The sequence below is a fragment of the Enterobacter sp. P82 genome, from assembly GCF_037053385.1.
GTDB lineage: Bacteria > Pseudomonadota > Gammaproteobacteria > Enterobacterales > Enterobacteriaceae > Enterobacter.
Map to the genome: position 1 here is coordinate 304,824 of NZ_JBALHX010000002.1, position 23,108 is coordinate 327,931.

27 protein-coding genes and 3 tRNA genes are annotated in these 23,108 nt (G+C 51.7%); 13 read left to right on the top strand and 17 right to left on the bottom strand.

What is annotated here, in order from left to right; genetic code table 11:
• Positions 1-207: 207 nt before the first annotated feature.
• The 8 genes from WB237_RS14270 to WB237_RS14305 all read right to left on the bottom strand — a co-directional run bounded on the left by WB237_RS14270 (position 208) and on the right by WB237_RS14305 (position 5,159).
• Positions 208-690: a DUF2501 domain-containing protein gene (locus WB237_RS14270; RefSeq protein ID WP_316942195.1), complete on the bottom strand. Its 483-nt coding sequence runs from the start codon at positions 688-690 to the stop codon at positions 208-210.
• A gap of 84 nt (positions 691-774) precedes the next feature.
• A complete protein-coding gene (dnaC, locus tag WB237_RS14275; protein ID WP_013095461.1) occupies positions 775-1,512 on the bottom strand; it encodes a DNA replication protein DnaC in 738 nt (245 codons plus the stop codon).
• The gene (gene dnaT / locus WB237_RS14280) at positions 1,509-2,054 is read right to left on the bottom strand and encodes a primosomal protein DnaT (protein WP_049007397.1); all 546 of its coding nucleotides are present in this window, start codon (positions 2,052-2,054) and stop codon (positions 1,509-1,511) included. The genes dnaC and dnaT overlap by 4 nt, the downstream gene beginning before the upstream one ends.
• A gap of 147 nt (positions 2,055-2,201) precedes the next feature.
• Complete coding sequence (locus WB237_RS14285; protein ID WP_013095463.1) at positions 2,202-2,630, bottom strand: organic hydroperoxide resistance protein; 429 nt, start codon at positions 2,628-2,630, stop codon at positions 2,202-2,204.
• Positions 2,631-2,714: 84 nt separating this feature from the next.
• Complete coding sequence (locus tag WB237_RS14290) at positions 2,715-3,167, bottom strand: MarR family winged helix-turn-helix transcriptional regulator (protein ID WP_114979277.1); 453 nt, start codon at positions 3,165-3,167, stop codon at positions 2,715-2,717.
• A 42-nt stretch (positions 3,168-3,209) separates the two neighbouring features.
• The gene (locus WB237_RS14295) at positions 3,210-3,851 is read right to left on the bottom strand and encodes a TetR family transcriptional regulator (protein WP_336214046.1); all 642 of its coding nucleotides are present in this window, start codon (positions 3,849-3,851) and stop codon (positions 3,210-3,212) included.
• 67 nt (positions 3,852-3,918) lie between these two features.
• Positions 3,919-4,392 carry a threonine/serine exporter gene (locus WB237_RS14300; protein WP_108089527.1) on the bottom strand — a complete coding sequence of 158 codons (474 nt, stop codon included), beginning with the start codon at positions 4,390-4,392 and terminating at the stop codon, positions 3,919-3,921.
• Positions 4,383-5,159: a threonine/serine ThrE exporter family protein gene (locus WB237_RS14305; protein ID WP_028016580.1), complete on the bottom strand. Its 777-nt coding sequence runs from the start codon at positions 5,157-5,159 to the stop codon at positions 4,383-4,385. Before WB237_RS14305 ends, WB237_RS14300 begins: the two co-directional genes overlap by 10 nt.
• 412 nt (positions 5,160-5,571) lie before the next feature.
• Between WB237_RS14305 and WB237_RS14310 the strand changes: the two genes are divergently transcribed.
• Positions 5,572-6,303, top strand: a complete 732-nt coding sequence (locus tag WB237_RS14310; RefSeq protein WP_336214051.1) for a helix-turn-helix transcriptional regulator — start codon at positions 5,572-5,574, stop codon at positions 6,301-6,303.
• Positions 6,300-6,935 (top strand): DNA-binding transcriptional activator BglJ, encoded by a 636-nt coding sequence (gene bglJ, locus WB237_RS14315; RefSeq protein WP_336214363.1) that lies wholly within the window; start codon positions 6,300-6,302, stop codon positions 6,933-6,935. Before WB237_RS14310 ends, bglJ begins: the two co-directional genes overlap by 4 nt.
• Before the next feature lie 36 nt (positions 6,936-6,971).
• On the opposite strand, the gene WB237_RS14320 is transcribed toward bglJ, so the two are convergent.
• Positions 6,972-7,430: a YbaK/EbsC family protein gene (locus WB237_RS14320; protein WP_008502085.1), complete on the bottom strand. Its 459-nt coding sequence runs from the start codon at positions 7,428-7,430 to the stop codon at positions 6,972-6,974.
• A gap of 328 nt (positions 7,431-7,758) precedes the next feature.
• Here WB237_RS14320 and WB237_RS14325 point away from each other — a divergent pair, with 328 nt between their 5' ends.
• Positions 7,759-9,105: a PTS sugar transporter subunit IIC gene (locus WB237_RS14325; RefSeq protein ID WP_028016583.1), complete on the top strand. Its 1,347-nt coding sequence runs from the start codon at positions 7,759-7,761 to the stop codon at positions 9,103-9,105.
• Positions 9,106-9,201: 96 nt separating this feature from the next.
• Here the strand turns inward: WB237_RS14325 and fhuF are convergent, their stop codons facing one another.
• On the bottom strand, positions 9,202-9,990 hold the full coding sequence (gene fhuF, locus WB237_RS14330) for a siderophore-iron reductase FhuF (protein ID WP_336214053.1): 789 nt from the start codon (positions 9,988-9,990) through the stop codon (positions 9,202-9,204).
• Positions 9,991-10,084: 94 nt separating this feature from the next.
• A complete protein-coding gene (locus WB237_RS14335) occupies positions 10,085-11,149 on the bottom strand; it encodes a GGDEF domain-containing protein (protein WP_336214054.1) in 1,065 nt (354 codons plus the stop codon).
• A gap of 253 nt (positions 11,150-11,402) precedes the next feature.
• Between WB237_RS14335 and WB237_RS14340 the strand changes: the two genes are divergently transcribed.
• Complete coding sequence (locus WB237_RS14340; protein WP_028016586.1) at positions 11,403-11,633, top strand: DUF1435 domain-containing protein; 231 nt, start codon at positions 11,403-11,405, stop codon at positions 11,631-11,633.
• A 38-nt stretch (positions 11,634-11,671) separates the two neighbouring features.
• On the opposite strand, the gene WB237_RS14345 is transcribed toward WB237_RS14340, so the two are convergent.
• The 4 genes from WB237_RS14345 to rsmC form a co-directional block, all read right to left on the bottom strand.
• Positions 11,672-11,758: transfer RNA gene (locus WB237_RS14345), tRNA-Leu, on the bottom strand.
• Positions 11,759-11,791: 33 nt separating this feature from the next.
• A tRNA-Leu gene (locus tag WB237_RS14350) sits at positions 11,792-11,877 on the bottom strand.
• 28 nt (positions 11,878-11,905) lie between these two features.
• Positions 11,906-11,992: transfer RNA gene (locus tag WB237_RS14355), tRNA-Leu, on the bottom strand.
• A gap of 172 nt (positions 11,993-12,164) precedes the next feature.
• On the bottom strand, positions 12,165-13,193 hold the full coding sequence (gene rsmC, locus WB237_RS14360) for a 16S rRNA (guanine(1207)-N(2))-methyltransferase RsmC (protein ID WP_336214057.1): 1,029 nt from the start codon (positions 13,191-13,193) through the stop codon (positions 12,165-12,167).
• Between the two features lie 102 nt (positions 13,194-13,295).
• Between rsmC and WB237_RS14365 the strand changes: the two genes are divergently transcribed.
• The 8 genes from WB237_RS14365 (at position 13,296) to WB237_RS14400 (ending at position 19,659) form a co-directional block, all read left to right on the top strand.
• The gene (locus WB237_RS14365; RefSeq protein ID WP_049008470.1) at positions 13,296-13,709 is read left to right on the top strand and encodes a DNA polymerase III subunit psi; all 414 of its coding nucleotides are present in this window, start codon (positions 13,296-13,298) and stop codon (positions 13,707-13,709) included.
• Positions 13,678-14,121, top strand: coding sequence for a ribosomal protein S18-alanine N-acetyltransferase (rimI, locus tag WB237_RS14370; protein ID WP_023334424.1), 444 nt, complete (start codon positions 13,678-13,680; stop codon positions 14,119-14,121). Before WB237_RS14365 ends, rimI begins: the two co-directional genes overlap by 32 nt.
• 19 nt (positions 14,122-14,140) lie before the next feature.
• The gene (gene yjjG / locus WB237_RS14375) at positions 14,141-14,818 is read left to right on the top strand and encodes a pyrimidine 5'-nucleotidase (RefSeq protein WP_028016589.1); all 678 of its coding nucleotides are present in this window, start codon (positions 14,141-14,143) and stop codon (positions 14,816-14,818) included.
• 92 nt (positions 14,819-14,910) lie between these two features.
• Positions 14,911-16,500, top strand: coding sequence for a peptide chain release factor 3 (gene prfC, locus WB237_RS14380; protein ID WP_336214059.1), 1,590 nt, complete (start codon positions 14,911-14,913; stop codon positions 16,498-16,500).
• 300 nt (positions 16,501-16,800) lie between these two features.
• The gene (osmY, locus tag WB237_RS14385; RefSeq protein WP_114979243.1) at positions 16,801-17,418 is read left to right on the top strand and encodes a molecular chaperone OsmY; all 618 of its coding nucleotides are present in this window, start codon (positions 16,801-16,803) and stop codon (positions 17,416-17,418) included.
• Positions 17,419-17,545: 127 nt separating this feature from the next.
• Entirely contained in the window at positions 17,546-17,707 is a 162-nt protein-coding gene (locus WB237_RS14390) for a DUF1328 domain-containing protein (protein WP_032666762.1), read from the top strand.
• 120 nt (positions 17,708-17,827) lie between these two features.
• Positions 17,828-18,880: a patatin-like phospholipase family protein gene (locus tag WB237_RS14395; RefSeq protein ID WP_336214062.1), complete on the top strand. Its 1,053-nt coding sequence runs from the start codon at positions 17,828-17,830 to the stop codon at positions 18,878-18,880.
• Positions 18,877-19,659, top strand: coding sequence for a TatD family hydrolase (locus tag WB237_RS14400; RefSeq protein ID WP_236920133.1), 783 nt, complete (start codon positions 18,877-18,879; stop codon positions 19,657-19,659). Before WB237_RS14395 ends, WB237_RS14400 begins: the two co-directional genes overlap by 4 nt.
• A 36-nt stretch (positions 19,660-19,695) precedes the next feature.
• Here the strand turns inward: WB237_RS14400 and WB237_RS14405 are convergent, their stop codons facing one another.
• Together WB237_RS14405 and WB237_RS14410 are read right to left on the bottom strand one after the other, a co-directional pair.
• Positions 19,696-20,514 carry a YjjW family glycine radical enzyme activase gene (locus tag WB237_RS14405; protein ID WP_336214065.1) on the bottom strand — a complete coding sequence of 273 codons (819 nt, stop codon included), beginning with the start codon at positions 20,512-20,514 and terminating at the stop codon, positions 19,696-19,698.
• Positions 20,489-22,036: a YjjI family glycine radical enzyme gene (locus tag WB237_RS14410; protein ID WP_336214067.1), complete on the bottom strand. Its 1,548-nt coding sequence runs from the start codon at positions 22,034-22,036 to the stop codon at positions 20,489-20,491. Before WB237_RS14410 ends, WB237_RS14405 begins: the two co-directional genes overlap by 26 nt.
• A gap of 262 nt (positions 22,037-22,298) precedes the next feature.
• Between WB237_RS14410 and deoC the strand changes: the two genes are divergently transcribed.
• A complete protein-coding gene (gene deoC / locus WB237_RS14415; protein ID WP_032666764.1) occupies positions 22,299-23,078 on the top strand; it encodes a deoxyribose-phosphate aldolase in 780 nt (259 codons plus the stop codon).
• The last annotated feature ends 30 nt before the right edge of the window (positions 23,079-23,108 follow it).

Genomic DNA, 23,108 nt, shown 5'->3' on the forward strand with positions numbered 1-23,108 from the left:
GTAATTGCGATGTCGTTTAGCTGCAATTTTAGTGTCACGAAAGTGTGTTGTTGTTAGGATTTGGTTTAGAAAACCGTTTTTTTGAAGGTGCTCGCATCCTGACAAACGGACGCTGAGACGGTGACAGGCAAGGAAAACGCTCATTTAATGCCGCGTTGCAAGGCTATCGCATTAAACGCGGCGTGTTGTGGCAGAAAATGGGGTTGATCAGGAGATGAAATTAACGCCTTGTTTCAGCACCAGATCGCAGGCTTTGGTTTTCACCTGTTTGGCCAGAGAGGAGTTGCCGATAGTGCTCAGGTTAAGCTGCTGGCCGTTTTGTGCGTTAAGCAGACCCTGAATCCCGTCCATATAGTTGGTATCCGCTTTCTGCTCCTGGGTATCCAGACCCAGTTTGCCCAGCACCTGGTTTTTGACATTTTGCGCGTCGGTCACGGAGGCCAGTTTTTGCTTCGCGCAATATTCCAGAATGCCCGCCGCGTTGTTCATCGTACCCGCACTCAGGCTCTGAGAGCTGTTACTCAGCAGACTGGTGAGGGAAGACGCGGAAAGCCCGCCCTGAGTGCTGCTGCTCTCTTTGGTCAGTTCGTTTGCTGCGCTTGACAGAGAATCCTGCCAGGACGCCGCTTGCACTGCGCCGGTAACCAACAGGGTGCCTAACAGCGTGCTGATAATAATCTGTTTTTTCATCGTAAATTTCTCAAAAAGGTCCGTTTTGGGCCGGAAGTGATTCCAGTATATACCGCCTTCTCACCGTAGATTCCTGGAACTATCTTAATACTCTTTTCCGGTGACGCGGCTACGGTAACTTTCCCAGTCGAAGATGACATACAGACTGTTACCCAGCTTCATGCGATCCATAACGCGTTCACCCAGTAAGCGGGTCATTTCGTCGATATTGTGGTTTGTCAGCATACCGGTAGGTCGTTTGGACGAGGAACGACGGTCGACAATCTGGTTAATGATCACCTTTTCATAACGGGATTCCGTCTGCACGCCAATCTCGTCGATAACCAGTAAATCGACATTACTCAGGTCGTTCAGCAGTTGTTCTTCGCTGGTTTCGCGGTTGCTGAAGGTGTCTTTCATTGCGGACATGATATCGGCCACAGTGATGATGAGTACCGATTTCCCGCGCAGGAGCAGCTCGTTGCAGATAGCGGCAGCCAGGTGATTTTTCCCGGTACCCGGTTTGCCGCTAAAGATGAAGCTGGCAATGTTGCCATCGAATTCATCCACATACTGACGGGCGGCCGCAAGCGCGTTCATCTGCCCGTTGGTCTCAATTTTATAATTATCAAATGAGCAGTTCTGATGGAGGGGACGAATACCGGAGCGGTTAAAGGTGCGCTGCATTTTCATCGCCCGATTTTCACGGGCGAGCGCGGCGGCGCGGATCTCTCCTTGCTCTTTTTGCCACGCCAGCAGTTCTTCACCCGTGGTGAAAGCGGGCTTCACGTTGGCAGGCATCATTTTTTGCAGACGTTTCATCAGGTCGCCGACGTTCTTCATTTCGCACCTCGGAATCCGTTAGGGATCTGTTTATCCGGTTCTGAAAACGCGTTGATATCGCGTTTTGGCTGGCCATTATTGCTGGCGCGGGTGATTTGAAGATGGCGCGCGAGCTTTTGCTGCCACTGAATATGGGTGAAGACTTTACCTTCTGCCTGCCACCAGGCCGTAAACGCGGCGAGCTCTTCAGCGGTGGCGGGTTGTGTTAACGCAATCCCCCACAGCGCGGCCTGCCGCTGAAAATCGGCATCAGGTTGCCAGCCTGCATAGAGGGCAAATTTTCCCATCGGAACGCTCATCGGGGCGTTAACCGGCTCATCAAAGAACTGGTTATCCAGCATGACATCACTCGCCGGGCGTGATAATTGCGCTTCGATCTCCAGGAGCTGTGCCAGACGTTCCGGTGTGATGGCGTAAAATGCCGGCGCATTGTCGGCAAAAACCGCAACCGTGCCGCCTTCGGCGTGGGTCAACACACCGCGTGGGTCGCGCATAAAGGCATCAATGCCAGCAATGCTGGTGGTCAGAATTCTGGAGGACATAACGCTTACTCTACTGATGACTACGGGCGTGATATGAGCTTATGGTAGCACAGAGAGGATGAGGGGATGGAGGGGATTTCCCCGGTGGCGATGCGCTTATAGGGCTACAGTCGTAGGCCTGATAAGCGCAGCGCCATCAGGTATTTATCACGCGATGATATTCAGGGTCACGTCGATGTTGCCGCGGGTTGCGTTAGAGTACGGGCAAACGATGTGGGCTGCATCGACCAGCTTTTTGGCTTCCGCAGGATCCATGCCTTCAACATGGATGTTCAGTTTTGCTTCGATACCAAAACCGGTTGGCAGCGGGCCAATACCCACTTCGCCTTCAATAAAGGCCTCTTTTGGCAGGGTAAATTTGTCGCGCGCGGCCACAAACTTCATCGCGCCCAGGAAGCAGGCAGAGTAGCCGGCAGCAAACAACTGCTCAGGGTTCGTCACTTCTCCCCCCATGCCACCCATCTCTTTTGGTACGCCCAGTTTGACGTCCAGGACACCATCGGAAGAGGTGGCACGGCCGTCACGGCCTCCGGTTGCTTTTGCTTTGGCGGTATAAACAACTTTTTCTAAAGACATGGCAGGTTCCTCATCTTACGTTTATGTGTGCTATTAAATAGCGTGCGATATATATGGGTAAATAAATACGCGTAAAGTATAGCCTTACGCGTGGTGTAACTGGTGTCGCAAAAGTTCAAGCTGCTGCTTAAGCGCCAGCATCGTGTCAGTATCACACTGCGCTGCGCATCCCACCGCATGGGGGATCCCTGATGCCTGCTGCTGCAGTGCACGTCCCTCGTCGCTCAGCGTGACGGCCACCTGACGTTCGTCTTTACGCGAGCGCTGACGTTTTATCAGCCCGGCGCTTTCCAGACGTTTTAACAGCGGCGTCAGGGTGGCAGAGTCAAGAAACAGCCTCTCACCAATGTCCGACACCGTAATGTCATCCTGCTCCCACAGCACCAGCATCACCAGGTATTGCGGGTAAGTCAGGTTCAGCGGTGCCAGCAGTTGCCGGTACAGCTTGTTAAGCGCCAGATTTGCCGAATAGAGAGCAAAGCAGAGCTGGTTATCCAGCAGGAGCGCAGCAGTGGTGTCGTTCGTTTTCGTGTTCATGGAATGAATATAGATAGTGCGCTATTTAATTGCAAGCAATTTTTATGGGCAAGTATAGCGGAGTGCCACCTGAACGGCCATTTTGCGGTAGTGCTGGCGCTGAGCCTGTTCATCCGCCCCATCTTCAAACAGCAATGTGAAGGTGTAGCTGTTGGCGACGTAGTGAAAGCTGAAACTGCTTATCAGACGGTGGAGATCGCGGGCGTCAACTGCCTGGTTGAATAGCTGCTTTTCTTTACCACGGTCCAGGATCGCTTCCAGCAGATCGAGTGCGCTACGGTTGACCTGGCGCAGATAGCTCGACTGCTGCATAAAGCGGCCACGCTGCATATTTTCCATGCAGATAATGCGGATGTAATCCGGGTGATCGGCATGATAGTCAAAGGTGGCTTCTACCAGGTTGACCAATGCTTCTACCGGTGGCATTCCCGCCAGACTCAGCGCTTTCTCACTGGCGCGGATTTGGGTGTAAACATGCTCCAGCACGAGAAGGTAGAGATTTTCTTTGTTCTTGAAATGGTAAACCACCATGCGCTTGGTCGTGCCTGCTTTCTCCGCAATTTGCTCCATGCGGGCACCGTTCAAACCATATTCGGCGAAAAGCGCGATCGCGCTCTGAAAAATTTTCTCTTTCAGGCTGGATTCTTCATTGTGTGCGGGGAGTTCGCTGCCTGGGTTAGCCACAACCTTTCCTTATTTTCACCAAACGGACCAGGACGATTATCCCCATGGCAGCGAAATAACACAAATATCAAACGCGTGGGCGTTTGCGGTACAGCCACAATCCCGGGATCGACAGCCCGATAGAGAGCGCGCCGACAATGGAAGAGGCCTTAAGGAAGTTGCTCAGAAGGAGGATCATCTGTGGCTCGGTGTAGCCAAAATGGCTGATTTTTACCGCGGAAATCATCGCCGTGTAGGCAGATATGCCCGGGAACATCGGGATAACGGCGGCAACGGTGAACACTTTGGGATGCGCCAGATACCAGCGCGACCACTGAATGCCGATACTACCGACCAGCATAGACGCCATAAATGTCGACCATTCGATGTTAAAACCTGCTGTCATCATTATCATCCGTGACCCATGACCAATCGCCCCCAGCAGGGCACACCACGGGAGAGCACGTTGCGGAACATTAAAGACCATCGCAAAGCCAACGGCAGGAATGGCGGCCAGAAGCATGTCCTGTACCAGTGCCAGCAGAAAATCTATCACGCCCATCCGCGTAACCCCCAGAGAGTCATGGCCATGACGACGCCAATACAGGTCGCCAGCGTCAGCAGGCTGGCGATAGCCCAACGTGCCAGACCGGTATTGATGTGCCCTTTAAACATATCGGCGACAGCGTTAATCAACGGGAACCCCGGGACCAGCAGAAGCACACTGGCGGCCATGGCAACAGTGGGGGTGTTAACAAACTGCGGCAGGCGCAGCAGTAAACCAGACACCGTGGTGGCGACAAAAGCGGTAATACAGAAATTGATTTGTGGGTGCATTTGCCGGTGTGTCAGTAACTGGCGGACATACATCGCGATGCTGCTGGCGAAAAATGTAATGATTGCGCCGTCCCAGCCGCCTTTATTGAGCTTACAAAAACAGGCACACGACAGCCCAACCATGAGCACAACGAGCCAGCGTGGGTAACGTAATGGTTTTATTTGGTTGAATTTTTTTTCAATCTCATTGTGGTCGAGCAGCTTATGCTCAGCAAGTATGACGATATGTTGCACTTCGGTGACAACGTGCATGTTAATGCCGCGGTCATGGTTTTTGCGGGTGGAGGTCAGACATTGACCATCTTTGATCGTGGTCAGCACAATGGCGTTTGAAGAGATCGCGCTTTCAACGCTATCCATACCTAACGCCAGCCCCAGCCGTGTTGAGAGTTCCTCAACCAGCGCGCTTTCCGCACCGTGCTGGAGCAGAAAAAGACCGCACTGAATACATAGCCGCGTGATAGCACGCTGCGTTGACCGATCTGCCTGCATGTATTGTCCTGAAGAGAAAATGGATGTTAGCGGTTTGGCCCGTGATGCTTACTTTTAACACAAAGTGCGGTACCCCTTGCTGTGGGTCAGATCAAGATTTATGCAAACAGTTGCAACCTGACCGTGAAGGGGTTTTCGCTTTAATTCATAACAATGGTGAATTATTGATGCGGTAACATAAAATATTTGTATTTAGTTATTCTAAATTTATATTGTCGATATTTTAATGAGTCCGTAATTAAATTTGCTTGCACTTTATGAGATATTATCTCTGTTTTAGGCATTTCTTAAATCAGAAACATATCTCATCTTCTGCTTGTATTAATCTGTTTTACACTCAGGGACGAAAATACTTATTACGTTGATGCGTATTAACGTTACTCATCAAATGAAAAATGGACACGGAGGGTCTATGTTGTCATTACATGGTAAACATTGCGTAGTCATAAGCCGGATACCCGTGATGCAAAAAGGGTTTGCAGATGTTATGGCACGTCACTTCCCCGATTTTGAATTGACCTTTTGCCGCTCACTGCAGGAGCTAACGCTGCTTCAGTTACGCAGTGCAGATGTAATTATTGCCGATATTTCAGGCGAATACAGAAACCCCCGGGGCTCGCTCGAAGAGTACTACAGCTTATTGAACCAATACCGTGAAATACACTGGATCTTCTTAGTCTCCCGACCTCTGTACCCGATAGCGGTTGAGTTGCTTATGCGACCAGAAAGCACGCTGCTTTCCGATATGGAACCCATCGACGGTGTGATTAATGCTATCCGGGCCGGTAGCGAGCGTGCTGAACGGATAAGCCAGACGTTATTAACACCAGAATCTCAGAGTGCTGAAGACGAACACGTTATTGCGCTCACGCACTCTGAACGCAAAGTATTACGTTTGTTAGGTAAGGGATGGGGGATTAATCAAATTGCCACCTTGCTCAAGAAGAGCAATAAAACGATAAGTGCACAGAAAAACAGTGCGATGCGGCGGCTGTCATTGCGGTCTAACGCCGATATGTATGCCTGGATCAGTAGTACACAGGGAATGAGAGAGCTGAGTTTAATATCAGCCTATGGAGAGTTCGAGGAATGGAAAAAACCGATTCAACAAGACACATCGCCATTATCGAAAATTGTTCAATGAGTGCTGTTGGGCTACAGCATCTTTTTGCTATGCCCCCCCTTAACCATTACCAGTTGCACTTATTTAGTGGATTTGAGGGCTTTAAGAAGGCACTTCATCAGACCAATTTTTTCTCGCTGATCTATTCACTTTCCGATGCGCGAGAAGAGCGTCGTAATTGCCTGGCGCACGTGCGGGATCTCGCATTTACCCATAGCCATATTCAACGCATTATTCTGGCGTCGGATGAGATGGAAGCACGGTTAATTAGCCATCTATCGCCTTCACGTCTTCACGGAGTGGTCAGTAAATCATTAACACTTGAGCACCTGCAGAAGGAGCTCGTGGTGTTGTTGGGTGAAACGCTGCGCATCAATGACAATATGCTGAACCACTGGTATAGGAGTCAAAACAGGATGTTAAGTCCCACGGAGCGGGCAATTTTGCGTTATATGTCTTGCGGGTATTCCATTCCTGAAATCGCCGCACAGCTTGAACGCAATATTAAGACTATCCGGGCACATAAGTTTAATGCGATGGTGAAGTTGGGAGTGAATTCTGACGTAGGGCTGCTTGATGCAGCGGATATTCTTACGCATCTCCCGGCACGAGAACCGCTTAATCCTGCACTCAGCAAACTCACATTTTTATAACCTGCCTTGTGCGCCAGATACACTCTGGCGCATCAATCAGATGCATACATCAACCCATTTTGCAGATGTTAGCTCTGCCATCCTGTCAGGTGAAATACGTACGGCACTGTGGATCGCGCCAGCGGCAGGGAGTACTTCAGCGTACTGCTTTAAAGAAATATCGCAGTAAACCGCAAGCGGGTTTTCCAGCCCGAACGGACAAACACCACCAACAGGATGACCTGTTATGGTCACCACTTCATCACTGCTGAGCATGCGTGCTTTTGCACCAAAGGTGTCTTTTAGCTTTTTGTTATCCAGGCGCGCATCGCCTTTCGCTACAACCAGAATCACCTCGTTTTTCACCTTCAATGACAGGGTTTTGGCAATTTGTCCCGGCTCAACACGATGGGCGGCTGCAGCGAGTGCAACGGTAGCGGTACTTTGACTCAATTCAATAACGTCTATATCCGGAGCGTTGTCGGCAAAAAACTGCTGTACAGACTGCAAACTCATTGTTTCCTCCTGACAAATATCCTGCGTAATCTGTCATAAGAATTTGTGCTCTGTAAATATCTCTTAAGTAACAAATACCCCAGATAGCTGATTTCTGGATCATCTTCACAATCACAGAAACCGGTTACAGTAACCGGTTGCAGAGCGTGGTGCGTAGATTAATACTGAGTACGTAACGTTCCCTGTATCCAATAATAAGAGCAAATTATGAAACCATTTAGTCTGAGCAGTACCGCTGGTACACAAGCCAGCAAGGTTGTGAAGCTGATTTATGGAACAACGTGTGGCACGAATGTGCCCGTAACAAACGTCTGACAGGAGATCTGCCATGTCTGCCAACCATGCTGCGTTTAACCTGATATTCCGTTTTGTTGAAAATTACGTCAGCCCGATAGCCGGGCGGATCTCTTCCCAGCGTCATGTCATGGCTATCCGTGATGGATTCATCTCCGCGATGCCATTTATGATTGTGGGCTCATTTTTGTTAGTGTTCGCTTACCCACCGTTTTCGCCTGATACCACCTGGGGTTTTGCGCGCGCCTGGCTGGATATGGCGAAGCAATTTGAAGGCCAGATCCTGACGCCGTTTGATATGACAATGGGTATTATGTCCATTTATATCTGTGCGGCCATTGCCTATAACCTTGGCAAACACTATGTCAAATCGCATCAGTTAGACCCATTTATGTGCGCCATGCTGTCGCTGATGGCGTTTCTCCTGGTCGCAGCACCTAAAACCAAAGGCACACTTCCTGTGGACAGCCTGGGCGGGACGGGCATCTTTACCGCGATTCTGGTGGCTATTTACTGCGTTGAGATGATGCGTTTCCTTAAAGCGCATAACATTGGTATTCGCCTGCCAGACCAGGTTCCCCCGATGATCAAAAACTCTTTCGACCTGCTGATCCCGGTGCTGGTTGTGGTGTTGACGCTCTATCCGCTGAGCCTGATTATTCAGTCTCAGTTTGACATGCTGATCCCGCAGGCGATTATGTCAGTCTTTAAGCCTTTGGTTTCTGCTGCGGACTCGCTGCCTGCGATTCTGTTAGCTGTGTTGATTGGTCATTTGCTCTGGTTCGCCGGGATCCACGGAGCCGCCATTGTCTCCGGGATGTTACAGATGTTCTGGTTGACTAACCTGGGGGCTAACCAGACTGCGCTGGCTGCCAGTCAGCCTCTGCCACATATTTTTATGGAAGCATTCTGGACGTTCTTTATCGTGATTGGCGGGTCGGGAGCCACAATGGGGCTGGTGATTTGCTATCTGCGCAGTCGTTCAGCACATTTACGCTCCATTGGGCGTTTGAGCGTGGTACCAAGCTTCTTTAACATTAACGAACCTGTCATTTTCGGTACGCCGATTGTGATGAACCCAGTGTTCTTTATTCCGTTCCTGTTGGCACCCATGGTGAATGCCGTGCTGGCCTGGGCGGCGATGTCATTTGATCTGATTGGCCGTGTCATTTCAGTCGTGCCCTGGACGGCACCCGCTCCGATTGGCGCCGCATGGGCCCTTGGCTGGGATTTCCGCGCAGCCATTCTGGTCGTTGTTCTGGCCTGCGTATCAGCAATAATCTACTTCCCATTCTTCAAAGTTTACGAGAAGCAGCTGCTGGAGCAGGAAGCCGAGGAAGCGCAGCGTAACGCGGAAGAGGAAAATCAGCAGGTGGCTTAAAAGCGTTGTGCCGGGTGGCGGCTACGCCTTACCCGGCCTACGAGTTGAGGTTTTTGTAGGCCCGATAAGCGAAGCGCCACCGGGCAATTCAGTGCACTATTTCAGCGTGCAATCCCCACACTGCTTAACGTCCGGCAGGCGATAGCGCTGGCAGCAGGTGCGACGAACCAGAAGTCCGTCACGGAGAACTACGGAACGGAATAACGGGTTTTCACTGCCATCAGAAAGTTGTTTTGCAAAGAAACAGGACTGACGCAGGCCATCAACGATCTCATCACCAAGCAGAGGCTTCATTTCCGTTAAATACCAGTGGATTAAATACCCGGTATTATTCCAGATAAGTTTCCCGTTAATCTCACCCGTCTCTTCAAGGGCATTAACCACCGGAATCAGAGCCTGAGTGATAAGCTGCTCCATACGCTCCTGAGCAGAAAGTGGCTCTGCGGCCTGGTCTTCGTGGAGATCAATCCAGAAACAGGCTGCACGCCCGGTTTCGTGAAACTCGACATGGAAATTATCCGGCGAGAGCCCCAGCATGCTCTTTTGCGTTAACAGCGCCAGCATGAGGGGGGGCACCATCAGTCCGATATACCACTGCGCCCAGAGAGAGAGCAGGGGTTTATTTTCCCGCTTAAGGGTAGGTTGATGACGATAGATATGGTCGGAATAGGTGGCCAGCAATGATTGCAGCTGGGCTGGTTGCCGCCACTCAGAAAGCGTCATGGCGTGCTGCGGGGCCGCTTCATCAAGCCGGATAAAGTCCAGCAGATGAGCACGAGTTTTCGCAATCTTATCCCGTATGGCATCCGCAAGCGAAGCATTCCCGCTGGCGAGGGGGGCTCGCCAGAGGAGTGGTTCAGCAATGTGTGCGGTCTGAGTGGCCATAGTATGGATAGAAATCTAAATGATAATGATTGCCAATCCTAACTATTGCTCAAACCAATGGCAAGACTTTTGTCCTGGTTAAACGACCTCGCGCTTAAGCCGACTGAAGGCCTTCACTAAGCAGAATATTATTGCGTCCCATATGCTTGGCTTCGTAGAGAGCTTTGTCCGCTTTTTCCAGCGCGCCTTCCACGTCTTCATCCTCGAAAATAGCAATACCAATGCTGATGGTGACATTTGTCGCAACGCTTTCGTTGAACAGATGCGGGATTTTCAAATCGTAGACTTTCTGACGGATCCGCTCTGCCGTCTGGCGGGCATGTTCGAGTGAAATATTGGTCAGCAGCACCATAAACTCCTCCCCGCCAAAACGCGCCACAATATCGCGAGAACGCACGGCGTCGCGAATTGCCGCAGAGACACGTTTCAATGCCTGGTCGCCCATCATATGGCCGTAGTGGTCGTTATAGGCCTTAAAGTGGTCGATATCCATCAGCAGGACAAAGTGTTCGCCATTTTCAACCGCTGGCAAGTTCTCCAGACGGCTTTGCAGGCCGCGACGATTATAGAGTCCGGTAAGGGGATCCATCATGCTGAGATCGGTGAGTGTTTCCCGTTCTTCCAGTAAGCGAGAGAGCAGTTCCTGAGCAAAACGATCGTTACGTCTTTGCAAAATGTTATGAATAGCAATTGCCACCACAGGAAGTGCGAAAGAATAGGCTATTCTCAGCCATATATCGTGGTTACTTAGCCACAGACAGACAACAAAGGTGGGTAATGAGTGCAGTATGAATGCCACGATATTACTGGCGAATGCCAGCGTACCGATAAAAAGCACTGTTAATAGCGCTATTATCAAATACGTCATATGGTCGTGAGTAATTAATGAAAATTTTGAGACAATTTGCCAGGCCCACAAAATACCGAAGATCCCTGAAATAACAGGAATATTGATCTTCCGAGTCCTCTTCCTCCAGTGCAAGGCGAGCAGGCCTGTGCTGATGGAGAAAATAGCAATCAGAGGGAAAGAGAACACGCGCACAGAATTAAGTGGATTTGTTACCGAGAACACGGCTGATGTTGCGTTCAGGAATAAAAATAAACGTAACGATAATTGATATTTTCTGTGAACCAAAGACCGCCAGGATTGTGATGTCATAGTAGTACGTTTTTATTAAAATTTAATTAAAACAAATAAATAGGTGTGGTGTCGCAATTAAAAAAGTAAAAAACTCAAAGAATAATTATCAGAAAATCTTTAGGTGTAGTTAACAGGTGTGCAATTTATCACCTTAGGCAATTCCTGTCATTATGGGAAAGGTAAAGGTCGATGGTTTTTGATTCGCCATGCTGACAAATGATAATTTATTTCATATGATATTGGTTATCATTATCGATTTGGAGGGCGAGTCATGTTGAACAGAGCGCTGGGAAGTGGTTGGGGTGTATTACTGCCGGGAGTGATTCTCGGCGGTTTGATGTTTGCCGATCTCTCCATCAATGTCTGGAAAGCCATCATTGTGTCAGGATTATTAGTCACGTCAGGAATGATATGGCATAAGCAGTTACGCCACTTTGTTCTACTGCCATCGTGCGTTGCACTGGTTAGTGGAATTCTGGTGATACTGATGAGTTTGAAATAACAGAAAAAAGAAGAACTTCAGAAGGGGTGTAAGATAATTGGTGCGAGGGGGGGGACTCGAACCCCCACATCCGTAAGGACACTAACACCTGAAGCTAGCGCGTCTACCAATTCCGCCACCTTCGCACAGTCATCTTACTATTTTTGATATCGCCTCGTTGGTGCGAGGGGGGGGACTCGAACCCCCACATCCTAAGGACACTAACACCTGAAGCTAGCGCGTCTACCAATTCCGCCACCTTCGCCCAGTGCGAGCAATATCAACGTGATTTATGGTGCGAGGGGGGGGACTCGAACCCCCACATCCGTAAGGACACTAACACCTGAAGCTAGCGCGTCTACCAATTCCGCCACCTTCGCATACCATCGATACTGTAAAAGTATCGTAACCACGGAGGCGCATTCTAGATGTTTTCAGCTTTACGTCAACAGAAAAGTGCGCGCGACACCTTGATTGCTGGAAAAATGGCCGATGGTGATGCCATGTGGAGCCGGATAGCGCTTGCGCTTCTCCGGCCTACAGGATTAGAGATTATTTTTTGGCCTGACGCGTCATCACGGTGCGGTAAACCTTAAAGCGACCGGTCTGAGCAATCACTTCGTGGAAGCCGAAGGTTTCGTCCAGCACTTTCGGATACGCCAGGAAGGCGTTAGCCACGATGCGCAGCTCTCCACCGCTGTTAAGGTGACGAACTGCGCCACGGATCAGCGTTTGCGCGGCTTCAAGGCTGGTCTCCATGCCATCATGGAACGGCGGGTTGGAGATAATCATATCGAAACGACCCGTAATGTCGGAGAAGACGTTACTGGCAATCACTTCACCTTCGATTCCGTTTGCGGCAAGCGTTGCGCGGCTGGCTTCTACCGCTGGCGCACTCACATCACACAGAGTTAAACGCACTTTTGGCGAATGGCTGGCAAGAACCGTTGAAAGCACTCCCGCGCCACAGCCCACGTCCAGCACTTTACCTTTGGTGTGCGGTGTAAGGGTTGAAAGCAGTAATTTACTGCCCGTATCCAGCGCGTCACGGCTGAATACGCCCGGAAGGGTTTTGATGGTCAGACCGTCAAGCTGATACTCATCCCAGTAAGCTTGTGCATCAAACGTTGTCTGTTTTTCCAGACGACCATGGTACAAGCCACAGCGGCGGGCGCTGTCGACTTTATTCAGTGGCGCGTACGCTTCCAGCATTTGCTCGGCGCTGCGCACGCCACTGCGGTTTTCACCGACGATGAAGATATCGCAACCCACTGGCAGCAAGGAGAGCAGGTTCATCAGCTGGAACTGGGCTTCCGGTTTGTTCTTCGGCCAGTAGTAGATCAGCGTATCGCAGTCAGCGATATCGCTCTGCTCTGCGACCAGGCTAAAGCGCGCGCGCTCGCCCATCTGGCGGCTCAGGACCTGCCAGTGGTGATAATATTGGGTGTGGGCACGGCTTTCAGCACATTCGAAACGTGCGGGCAGGTCATCCTGCATATCTCCGGCAAACAGAATACGGCTTTCTTCGAAATCATCACTGTGACGCAGCAAGACTTCACTTGCCGGGGTAAATGCAGACATGAATTGTTCCTCAATAAACTCAGGCGGGGATTATAGTAGGTAGATGGCGCACTTTCGACACATTTGCTATATTTGCGCGCCTGAGAGACAGGAGTTTTCCCTATGACATCCCGACGAGACTGGCAGTTGCAGCAACTGGGCATCACCCAGTGGGCTTTGCGTCGCCCGACGGCGTTGCAGGGCGAAATCGCTATCTCCATCCCGGCGCACGTTCGCCTGGTGATGGTGGCGGAAGAACTGCCTGCCCTGAATGAGCCCCTGATCGGTGATGTCCTTCGCAGCCTGAAGCTGACGGCCGACCAGGTTTTACAGCTGACACCAGAACGGGTCGCAATGCTTCCTCCTGATAGCCGCTGTAACAGCTGGCGTATCGGAGAGACAAACGAGATCCCCCTCCAGGGGAGCCAGATCTGCTCGCCAGCGCTGGACGAACTGAAAGCCAACCCAAAAGCGCGTTGCGCGCTATGGCAACAAATCTGCGAATATGAACACGATTTCTTCCCTCACGACGCCTGACCTGACCACAGCGTTTGCGATTGAAACACGCGCCCACGCGTTTCCGTGGAGCGAAAAAACCTTCGCCAGCAATCAGGGCGAGCGGTATCTGAATTACCGCCTGGACGTTGACGGCACCATGGCCGCCTTCGCGATTACGCAGGTTGTTCTTGATGAGGCGACGCTGTTTAATATCGCGGTTGATCCTGCGTTTCAGCGTCGTGGGCTGGGAAGAGAACTGCTTGAGCACCTCATCCGTGAGCTCGAAACCCGTGATGTTTTCACCCTGTGGCTGGAAGTGCGCGCATCGAACGTCGCCGCCATCGCGCTCTACGAAAGCTTAGGCTTTAATGAGGCGACAATCCGCCGTAACTATTACCCCACCGCAGAGGGACGTGAAGACGCCATCATAATGGCTCTGCCGATTGGATAACGAAAATAAGGTTGTAACGATGAAATGGGACTGGATTTTCTTTGATGCCGACGAAACGCTGTTTACGTTCGACGCGTTCGGTGGTCTACAGCGGATGTTTCTCGACTATAGCGTGACCTTCACCGCTGAGGATTTTCAGGACTATCAGGCGGTGAATAAACCGCTGTGGGTGGATTACCAGAACGGTGCCATCACCGCGTTACAACTTCAGCATCAGCGTTTTGACGTCTGGGCGGAACGTTTAAAGGTGAGTCCGGGAACGCTGAACGATGCCTTCCTGAATGCGATGGCCGATATCTGTGCGCCGCTGCCGGGTGCGGTTTCCCTGCTTGATTCTCTGAAAGGCAAGGCGAAACTGGGCATCATTACCAACGGGTTTACCGCATTACAGCAAATCCGTCTTGAACGTACCGGCCTGCGCGATCATTTCGATGCGCTGGTGATTTCAGAAGAAGTGGGCGTACCAAAACCCGATCCGCGTATTTTTGATTACGCGCTGGCGCAGGCAGGCAATCCTGACCGCGAACGGGTGCTGATGGTCGGTGACACCGCTGAGTCGGATATTCTGGGTGGCATGAACTCGGGCTTGTCGACTGTCTGGCTGAATGCGCACGGTCGCGTGAAACCTGAAGGTATCGAACCGACCTGGACCGTGACGTCGTTGAACGAACTGGAGCAACTCCTGTGTAAACAATGATTGCCTGCCCCCCATTGATGGGTAAAATAGCCGCATTTTTCGTATTCCATGATGCGTGGCGTGCTGCCGCGCTTAAATAAGAAGATTTGATTATGACGTTGTCTCCTTATCTGCAAGAGGTGGCCAAGCGCCGCACTTTTGCCATTATCTCGCACCCGGATGCCGGTAAAACGACCATCACCGAAAAGGTGCTGCTGTTCGGACAGGCGATTCAGACTGCCGGTACGGTTAAAGGCCGTGGCTCCAGCCAGCATGCGAAATCCGACTGGATGGAGATGGAAAAGCAGCGTGGTATTTCGATTACCACCTCCGTGATGCAGTTCCCGTATCACAACTGCCTGGTGAACCTGCTGGACACCCCGGGGCACGAAGACTTCTCCGAAGATACCTACCGTACGCTGACGGCGGTTGACTGCTGTCTGATGGTGATCGACGCCGCAAAAGGTGTAGAAGACAGGACCCGTAAGCTGATGGAAGTGACCCGTCTGCGCGATACGCCGATCCTCACTTTCATGAACAAACTCGACCGTGACATCCGTGATCCGATGGAACTGATGGATGAAGTGGAAAACGAGCTGAAAATCGCCTGTGCGCCAATCACCTGGCCAATCGGCTGTGGCAAGTTGTTCAAAGGGGTTTACCACCTTTATAAAGACGAAACTTACCTGTATCAGACCGGTAAAGGTCACACTATTCAGGAAGTGCGCATCGTGAAAGGTCTGGATAACCCGGATCTGGATACGGCGGTAGGTGAAGAGTTGGCCGCACAGCTGCGCGACGAGCTGGAGCTGGTGAAAGGTGCGTCTCATGAGTTCGACAAAGAGCTGTTCCTGAACGGTGAAATCACGCCTGTATTCTTTGGTACCGCGCTGGGTAACTTTGGTGTCGACCACATGCTGGATGGTCTGGTGGAGTGGGCGCCGCAGCCAATGCCACGTAAAACCGACACCCGTGAAGTGGAAGCGCAGGAAGAGAAGTTCACCGGCTTCGTGTTTAAAATTCAGGCCAACATGGACCCGAAACACCGCGACCGCGTGGCCTTTATGCGCGTTGTGTCCGGTAAATATGAAAAGGGCATGAAGCTGCGCCAGGTGCGTATCGGTAAAGACGTGGTGATCTCCGATGCGCTGACCTTTATGGCGGGCGACCGTTCGCACGTTGAAGAGGCGTACCCGGGCGACATCATCGGCTTGCATAACCATGGCACGATCCAGATCGGTGATACCTTCACCCAGGGCGAAATGATGAAGTTCACCGGCATCCCGAACTTTGCGCCGGAGCTGTTCCGCCGTATTCGTCTGCGCGATCCGCTGAAGCAGAAACAGCTGCTGAAAGGCCTGGTACAGCTTTCTGAAGAGGGCGCGGTACAGGTGTTCCGCCCAATCGCAAACAACGATCTGATCGTCGGTGCGGTGGGGGTGTTGCAGTTTGACGTGGTGGTGGCTCGTCTTAAGAGCGAATACAACGTTGAAGCGATTTACGAATCCGTAAACGTGGCGACCGCGCGCTGGGTTGAGTGTTCTGACGCGAAGAAATTCGAAGAATTTAAGCGTAAGAACGAAATTCAGCTGGCGCTCGATGGTGGCGATAACCTGACGTACATCGCCCCAACCATGGTTAACCTGAACCTGACCCAGGAACGCTATCCTGACGTTCAGTTCCGCAAAACACGCGAGCACTAATCTTCTCTCAGAGCACGGTAATCGCCGTGCTCTTCTTTAATTCCTGTCTTATTAATCCCTTGCGGAATGTTCTTAATTCTCTGCATTTACGCGTTTATTGGTTATTTTTTGACCAAATCTGAAAGCGATACTGTGAGAGTGATCTATATTTAACTCAGTGTTTAACACCGGGTATGGATTAATTAACTGCTTTTTTGAATGTTTTTTGGTTATCCGTCGTGCTCGTGTGATTATTCGCAATATATAAAACTACTAAGGAAGTACGTAGCCCGAATAACGGGTAAACACAGGAATACATCGATGAATATGACAAGACTGAAGATTTCTAAAACTCTGCTGGCTGTGACTCTGGGTAGTGTTCTGGTTAGTGGCTCCGCCCTGGCGGAAAGTAGTGCCATGGATAAAGCACAGTCCACTGCCGATACCGCAGGGCAAAAAATCGATAGCTCTATGAATAAAGTCGGTAATTTCATGGATGACAGCTCAATTACAGCAAAAGTTAAAGCCGCTCTGGTGGATGATGAAGCGATTAAGAGCACCGATATTTCCGTTAAGACCGACGAGAAAGTGGTCACGCTGAGTGGTTTTGTTGAAAGCCAGGCTCAGGCCGAACAGGCAGTAAAAGTGGCGAAGGGTGTCGAAGGTGTTACATCCGTGAGCGATAAACTCCACGTGCGTGACAGCAAAAACACGTCGGTGAAAGGTTATGCCGGTGATGCTGCTACGACCAGCGAAATCAAAGCTAAACTTTTAGCAGATGACATCGTGCCATCCCGTAAGGTGAAAGTGGAAACCACCGATGGTGTGGTTCAGCTTTCCGGGACAGTCGATTCGCAGGCGCAAATCGAACGCGCCGAGTCTATTGCGAAAGCCATTGATGGTGTGAAAAGCGTTAAAAACGATCTGAAAGCGAAGTAAATCTGGACCATTCGCCCGCCGGGTTAACGCCCGCGGGCGAAATAAGAACGACTCTGGAAAAACGCCGGTGGGTGGCCTGAGCGCTCACAATTAGCGGCCGACATTAACTATGGTAAAGGAGAAGCTTATGTTTCGTTGGGGCATTATATTTCTGGTTATCGCGTTAATTGCCGCCGCATTGGGCTTTGGTGGACTGGCGGGTACTGCGGCATGGGCTGCAAAAGTTGTCTTTGTCGTCGGTATTATTCTGTTCCTGGTCAGCCTGTTTACCGGGCGTCGACGTCCATAGCAAACGCAATATTCCTTCAACAAAAAAAAGCCAGTCGTAGTGACTGGCTTTTTCTTATTTGCGTTACTGGTCGGGTGCGTTACTGTGGTGTTACAGAATAATCAAAACAGGAAAGCAGAGGTGGGGCAACGAATTCCCGTTACGCTCGGCAATATCGCGCCGCTCACGTTAAAGCCGTTTCGCACAGGTCAGCTCGCGCTGGTCTGTGAGGGGGGCGGGCAGCGTGGGATTTTCACTGCGGGCGTGCTGGATGAATTTATGCGCGCGCAATTCAACCCGTTTGACCTTTACTTCGGCACCTCTGCCGGGGCGCAGAACCTGTCTGCCTATGTCTGTAACCAGCCAGGCTATGCGCGAAAAGTGATTATGCGCTATACCACGGCGAAAGAATTTTTTAATCCGGTGCGCTTTGTGCGTGGCGGCAATCTGATTGATCTCGACTGGCTGCTGGAATCTACCTCCAGCCAGATGCCGCTGGCCATGGACACTGCAGCGCGCCTGTTTGATAGCGGGAAAGCATTCTGGATGTGCGCCAGCCGGGGAGATGATTATTCACCGGGGTATTTCTCTCCGCAGAAGGAAAACTGGCTGGATATCATCCGTGCCTCAAGTGCCATTCCCGGTTTTTATCGTACCGGTGCACAGCTGGATGGTATCAGTTATCTGGATGGGGGGATCAGTGACGCAGTTCCGGTGCAGGAAGCTGCCCGGCGCGGAGCGAAAACTATTGTGGTGATCCGTACTGTACCGTCGCAAATGTACTACACCCCACAGTGGTTTAAACGCATGGAGCGCTGGTTAGGCGACAGCAGCCTGCAACCGCTGGTGAACATCGCTAAGCAGCATGAAACCACCTACGGCGCGATGCAGCGTTTCATTGAAAAACCGCCGGGTAAGTTGCGCATTTTTGAAATCTATCCACCTAAGCCGCTGGTCAGTATGGCGCTGGGTAGCCGCGTCCCGGCGTTGCGTGCAGATTATAAGACCGGCCGTCTGTGCGGGCGTTACTTCCTGGCGACGGTGGGGAAAATGCTGGCGGAGCAACCACCGCTGCATCGGCATAAACGTATTATTACGCCGCCTGCGATTGTCGCTAACGACGCCCTGACAATGCCGCTGGTGGATATTCCGCAGGCGAATGACGCTTTATTGGACAACGAGGATCTGGCGTGACGCACTGCTTTGTCGATACCCACTGCCACTTTGATTTTCCACCGTTTACGGGGGATGAAGAGCAAAGTATTGCGAAAGCTGCCGAAGCAGGCGTTCAGGCCATCATTGTGCCGTCAGTTGAAGCTGCTTACTTTTCCCGTGTGCTGGATCTTGCCACGCAGTATCCCGCGCTCTATGCCGCGCTCGGCCTCCATCCGATTGTCATTGAACGACATCTTGATGAACATATTGAGAGGCTTGATGAGGTACTGCAGACTGCAGGAGACAAACTTGTCGCCATCGGTGAGATCGGCCTCGATCTTTACCGTGAGGATCCGCAGTTTGAACGTCAGCAGACGATCCTTGATGCGCAGCTCAGGCTGGCCAAGCGTTACGATCTGCCCGTGATCCTCCACTCAAGACGCACGCACGATAAGCTGGCGATGCACCTGAAACGCATCGATCTACCACGGAGAGGTGTCGTACACGGTTTCTCCGGCAGCCTGCAGCAGGCGCAGCGTTTTACCGAACTGGGCTATAAAATTGGCGTGGGTGGCACCATCACTTATCCGCGCGCCAGTAAAACCCGGGACGTAATGGCACAGCTGCCGCTGTCGGCGCTTCTGCTGGAAACCGACGCGCCGGATATGCCGCTGAATGGTTTTCAGGGCCAGCCGAATCGCCCGGAACAGGCGGCACGCGTGTTTGCCACGTTGTGCGAGCTGCGCGATGAGCCAGAAGAGGTGATTGCTGATGCCTTGCTTGAGAATACGCGTTCGGTATTTGGTATCACACTATAGATAAAGTGCCGGGCGGATCACGGTTATCTTCTGTTTTTACAGTGCGAGCGCCAGCGGCTCAACGTCTTCCGGTGTAGCGCTACGCCATGACGCCGCTTCGCCGTAAACACCCTGCGCATGAAAGGCGTTGATACGCACCGGGACGTTTCCAAGCCCGTGGATAAACGTCGTCAGCGGTTTGATCTGTTCCAGATAATCGCACCGATCCGGGATGACCAGTAAGCGCAGTTCCGTCAAACGGTGACGATCGGCCAGCCAGCGAATGCTTTGTTTAATCTGTGGGTTTTCGCGTCCGGTCAGGAAACGGTGATGCTCATTTCCCCAGGCTTTTAGATCCAGCATCGCGCCATCCAGCACCGGCAGGAGTTTCTGCCAGCCGGTTTCACTTAACAGGCCATTGCTATCCACCAGGCAGCTTAGATGACTCAGCGTGGGATCCGTTTTGATCGCCGTGAAAAGCGCGATCAGAAAAGGAAGTTGCGTGGTAGCCTCACCGCCACTCACCGTAATACCCTCAATAAAGGGCGCAGCTCTGCGGATTTGCGTGAGGATCTCCTCCACACTAAAGCGATGCGCCATGGGCGTTGCCTGCTGCTGGCACTGGCGGAGGCAGGTGTCGCACTGCTGGCAGTCACTCTCCTGCCACCAGACGCGCCCGGCATGAATGGTCAGCGCGTCGTGCGGACAGTGGGGCACGCAGTCACCGCAGTCGTTGCAGCGCCCGATGGTCCACGGGTTGTGGCAGGTTTTACAACGCAGGTTACATCCCTGCAGGAAAAGAGCCAGGCGACTGCCCGGCCCGTCCACGCAGGAGAAAGGGATAACCTGACTAACTAAAGCGCATCTGCTGTTCATGGCTAATCACGCGCGGCTGACGTTCGAGGATGCGGGTATTACGCGCGGCTTCTTCTCCAAGCCACGTGGTATTAGTACGCGATCCGGCTTCACGGTATTTTTCAAGATCTGACAAGCGCACCATATACCCGGTCACGCGAACCAGATCGTTACCGGCTACGTTCGCGGTGAATTCACGCATACCGGCTCTGAACGCACCAAGACATAGCTGAACCACCGCCTGCGGGTTGCGTTTTACCGTCTCATCCAGGGTCAAAATATCGCTGATCCCTGAGTGGTAGTATTTATGATGCGGCGCTACGGCCAGCAGATGGTTGATCGGGTCCGGTTCATCTCCATAGGGCAGACGCGCCCCCGGTGTCGTGCCGGAGTCAGAGCTGATCCCTGACTGCGCGTGGAGCATCGCGCGGTGCTTCCAGCCGTGTTTCACCGGCGTGTTTTCCACAAATGCCGCAAGCTGCCCGCTGATGCGGTAGCCCAGCGCGTTGGCCTGCTCGTCTTTACCGTAGCGCCCCGCAATACTTTCCTTTTCGCAAAGTGTGTTCACTGCTTCTGCCAGACCGTACATCCCAAACATAGGCACAAACCGATCGGCATCAATCAGCCCCTCTTTTACGAGGAAGCTATTCTCAAAGAAGCCAGATTGCTCGTACAGGAAACCGCAGCGTGCATCGATGATAGCAATTTGCTGCTGGCAGTAATGCGGGAGCGTGCGGGTGAAGAAGTCTTCAATAGATGTGCTGCGTTCAGCAATGGCTTTGAGGTTAAGGCGTACCAGGGTGCTCCCACCGCCTGCAAGCGGCAGGGAGTTGTAACAACTCACCACGCCGTAACGGCCTTTTGTGAAAATTTTATCATTAATCGGGCCGTTAGAAATATGTGGTTTGCTGCACTCACAGATGTTTTTTGCCACCTCAAGCAGCAAATCGTCCGGGGTAATATCTGGATCGTAGATAAAGGTGAGGTTCGGTGCGACCTGCTTCAGCTCTGCATCGGCACGTAGAATGGCACGGGTGATGGGGCCGTCAGCAGGCCCGATGTTAGCGTGCATAAATGCATCCGGCAGCGTTCGGTCGAGATAGCGCCAGAAACGTTTTATTCGGCTATCAACCTCTTCTTGTGTTAGAATTCTAACATACAGTTGCAGTAACACATCGAGATGGCCCAGATAGACAGGCATGGATGTTACGGATGGCACATGGTGGTAAAGAATGGTGAGTAGTGAAAGAGCGTCATCCAGGTCTTTCGCACCTTCCAGCTCCAGCCATTCTGAGCCGTTAGCCAAAAATTTTGCGTAATCCGGCAGAACATAGCGGGGTTTGTAAGGCGCATGGCCTTCGAACATGTCGCAGATTAACCCCTCGTCCAGCGCGGCGCGCGCTGCCTGAGGGAGTTCAGGATAAGGCAGGTTGTTTTCCGCTTCCAGCGCCAGGAAATGACGTTTTTGTTCCGGGGTTAACACCGGGCTTGTCACAATGTGCTGGCAACGTTGTTGCAGGGTGTCGGGGCTGGAGTGGGACATGTTCGCTTCCTTGATTATTCTGCGGATGATGAACGGATTGTAGGAAGCCAACCTGTTGTGGCTTTTGATCCGACAGGGGGTATTGCTGCTTTAGTCGGCAATTAGCACGATAAAGTTTGAAGAAGATCTCATTACAGTAATGCAAATTTGTACGTAGTTTTCATTAACTGTGATGAATGTCGAAGTGTAGATGCGGGTGAATGTTAGAATACTCACAGACCCGCAAGGTAAAATTTATACGGCACTGCCGTTGGAGAATGTTATGACCGATTTAACTGCAAGCAGCCTGCGCGCGTTGAAACTGATGGACCTGACCACCCTGAACGATGACGACACCAATGAAAAAGTCATCGCCCTGTGCCATCAGGCGAAAACGCCCGTCGGTAACACCGCTGCTATCTGTATCTACCCGCGCTTTATCCCGATTGCCCGTAAAACGCTGAAAGAGCAGGGCACGCCGGACGTGCGTATTGCAACCGTGACTAACTTCCCCCACGGCAACGACGATATCGAGATCGCGCTGGCAGAAACTCGCGCAGCTATTGCTTACGGTGCAGATGAAGTTGACGTGGTATTCCCATACCGTGCGTTGATCGCGGGCAACGAGCAGGTCGGTTTTGACCTGGTGAAAGCCTGTAAAGACGCGTGTGCTGCGGCAAACGTACTGCTGAAAGTGATCATCGAAACCGGTGAGCTGAAAGAAGAAGCCCTGATTCGTAAAGCATCTGAAATCTCCATCAAGGCGGGTGCTGATTTCATCAAAACCTCTACCGGTAAAGTGCCAGTGAATGCCACCCCGGAAAGCGCACGCATCATGATGGAAGTGATCCGCGATATGGGCGTGTCCAAAACTGTTGGTTTTAAACCAGCGGGCGGCGTACGCACCGCGGAAGATGCACAGCAGTTCCTGGCCATTGCGGATGAACTGTTCGGCGCTGAATGGGCAGATTCCCGTCACTATCGCTTTGGTGCATCCAGCCTGCTGGCCAGCCTGCTGAAAGCGCTGGGTCACGGCGATGGTAAGAGCGCAAGCAGCTACTAAGGTTTGAATTGCCGGGTGACGCGAAGCGAT

Bases quoted from the DNA above. Each gene is read 5' to 3' on its own strand.
- WB237_RS14270 (WP_316942195.1), bottom strand. From the start codon at position 690: ATGAAAAAACAGATTATTATCAGCACGCTGTTAGGCACCCTGTTGGTT.
- dnaC (WP_013095461.1), bottom strand. From the start codon at position 1,512: ATGAAGAACGTCGGCGACCTGATGAAACGTCTGCAAAAAATGATGCCT.
- dnaT (WP_049007397.1), bottom strand. From the start codon at position 2,054: ATGTCCTCCAGAATTCTGACCACCAGCATTGCTGGCATTGATGCCTTT.
- WB237_RS14285 (WP_013095463.1), bottom strand. From the start codon at position 2,630: ATGTCTTTAGAAAAAGTTGTTTATACCGCCAAAGCAAAAGCAACCGGA.
- WB237_RS14290 (WP_114979277.1), bottom strand. From the start codon at position 3,167: ATGAACACGAAAACGAACGACACCACTGCTGCGCTCCTGCTGGATAAC.
- WB237_RS14300 (WP_108089527.1), bottom strand. From the start codon at position 4,392: ATGGGCGTGATAGATTTTCTGCTGGCACTGGTACAGGACATGCTTCTG.
- WB237_RS14305 (WP_028016580.1), bottom strand. From the start codon at position 5,159: ATGCAGGCAGATCGGTCAACGCAGCGTGCTATCACGCGGCTATGTATT.
- WB237_RS14310 (WP_336214051.1), top strand. From the start codon at position 5,572: ATGTTGTCATTACATGGTAAACATTGCGTAGTCATAAGCCGGATACCC.
- bglJ (WP_336214363.1), top strand. From the start codon at position 6,300: ATGAGTGCTGTTGGGCTACAGCATCTTTTTGCTATGCCCCCCCTTAAC.
- WB237_RS14320 (WP_008502085.1), bottom strand. From the start codon at position 7,430: ATGAGTTTGCAGTCTGTACAGCAGTTTTTTGCCGACAACGCTCCGGAT.
- WB237_RS14325 (WP_028016583.1), top strand. From the start codon at position 7,759: ATGTCTGCCAACCATGCTGCGTTTAACCTGATATTCCGTTTTGTTGAA.
- fhuF (WP_336214053.1), bottom strand. From the start codon at position 9,990: ATGGCCACTCAGACCGCACACATTGCTGAACCACTCCTCTGGCGAGCC.
- WB237_RS14335 (WP_336214054.1), bottom strand. From the start codon at position 11,149: ATGACATCACAATCCTGGCGGTCTTTGGTTCACAGAAAATATCAATTA.
- WB237_RS14340 (WP_028016586.1), top strand. From the start codon at position 11,403: ATGTTGAACAGAGCGCTGGGAAGTGGTTGGGGTGTATTACTGCCGGGA.
- rsmC (WP_336214057.1), bottom strand. From the start codon at position 13,193: ATGTCTGCATTTACCCCGGCAAGTGAAGTCTTGCTGCGTCACAGTGAT.
- WB237_RS14365 (WP_049008470.1), top strand. From the start codon at position 13,296: ATGACATCCCGACGAGACTGGCAGTTGCAGCAACTGGGCATCACCCAG.
- rimI (WP_023334424.1), top strand. From the start codon at position 13,678: ATGAACACGATTTCTTCCCTCACGACGCCTGACCTGACCACAGCGTTT.
- yjjG (WP_028016589.1), top strand. From the start codon at position 14,141: ATGAAATGGGACTGGATTTTCTTTGATGCCGACGAAACGCTGTTTACG.
- prfC (WP_336214059.1), top strand. From the start codon at position 14,911: ATGACGTTGTCTCCTTATCTGCAAGAGGTGGCCAAGCGCCGCACTTTT.
- osmY (WP_114979243.1), top strand. From the start codon at position 16,801: ATGAATATGACAAGACTGAAGATTTCTAAAACTCTGCTGGCTGTGACT.
- WB237_RS14390 (WP_032666762.1), top strand. From the start codon at position 17,546: ATGTTTCGTTGGGGCATTATATTTCTGGTTATCGCGTTAATTGCCGCC.
- WB237_RS14405 (WP_336214065.1), bottom strand. From the start codon at position 20,514: ATGAACAGCAGATGCGCTTTAGTTAGTCAGGTTATCCCTTTCTCCTGC.
- WB237_RS14410 (WP_336214067.1), bottom strand. From the start codon at position 22,036: ATGTCCCACTCCAGCCCCGACACCCTGCAACAACGTTGCCAGCACATT.
- deoC (WP_032666764.1), top strand. From the start codon at position 22,299: ATGACCGATTTAACTGCAAGCAGCCTGCGCGCGTTGAAACTGATGGAC.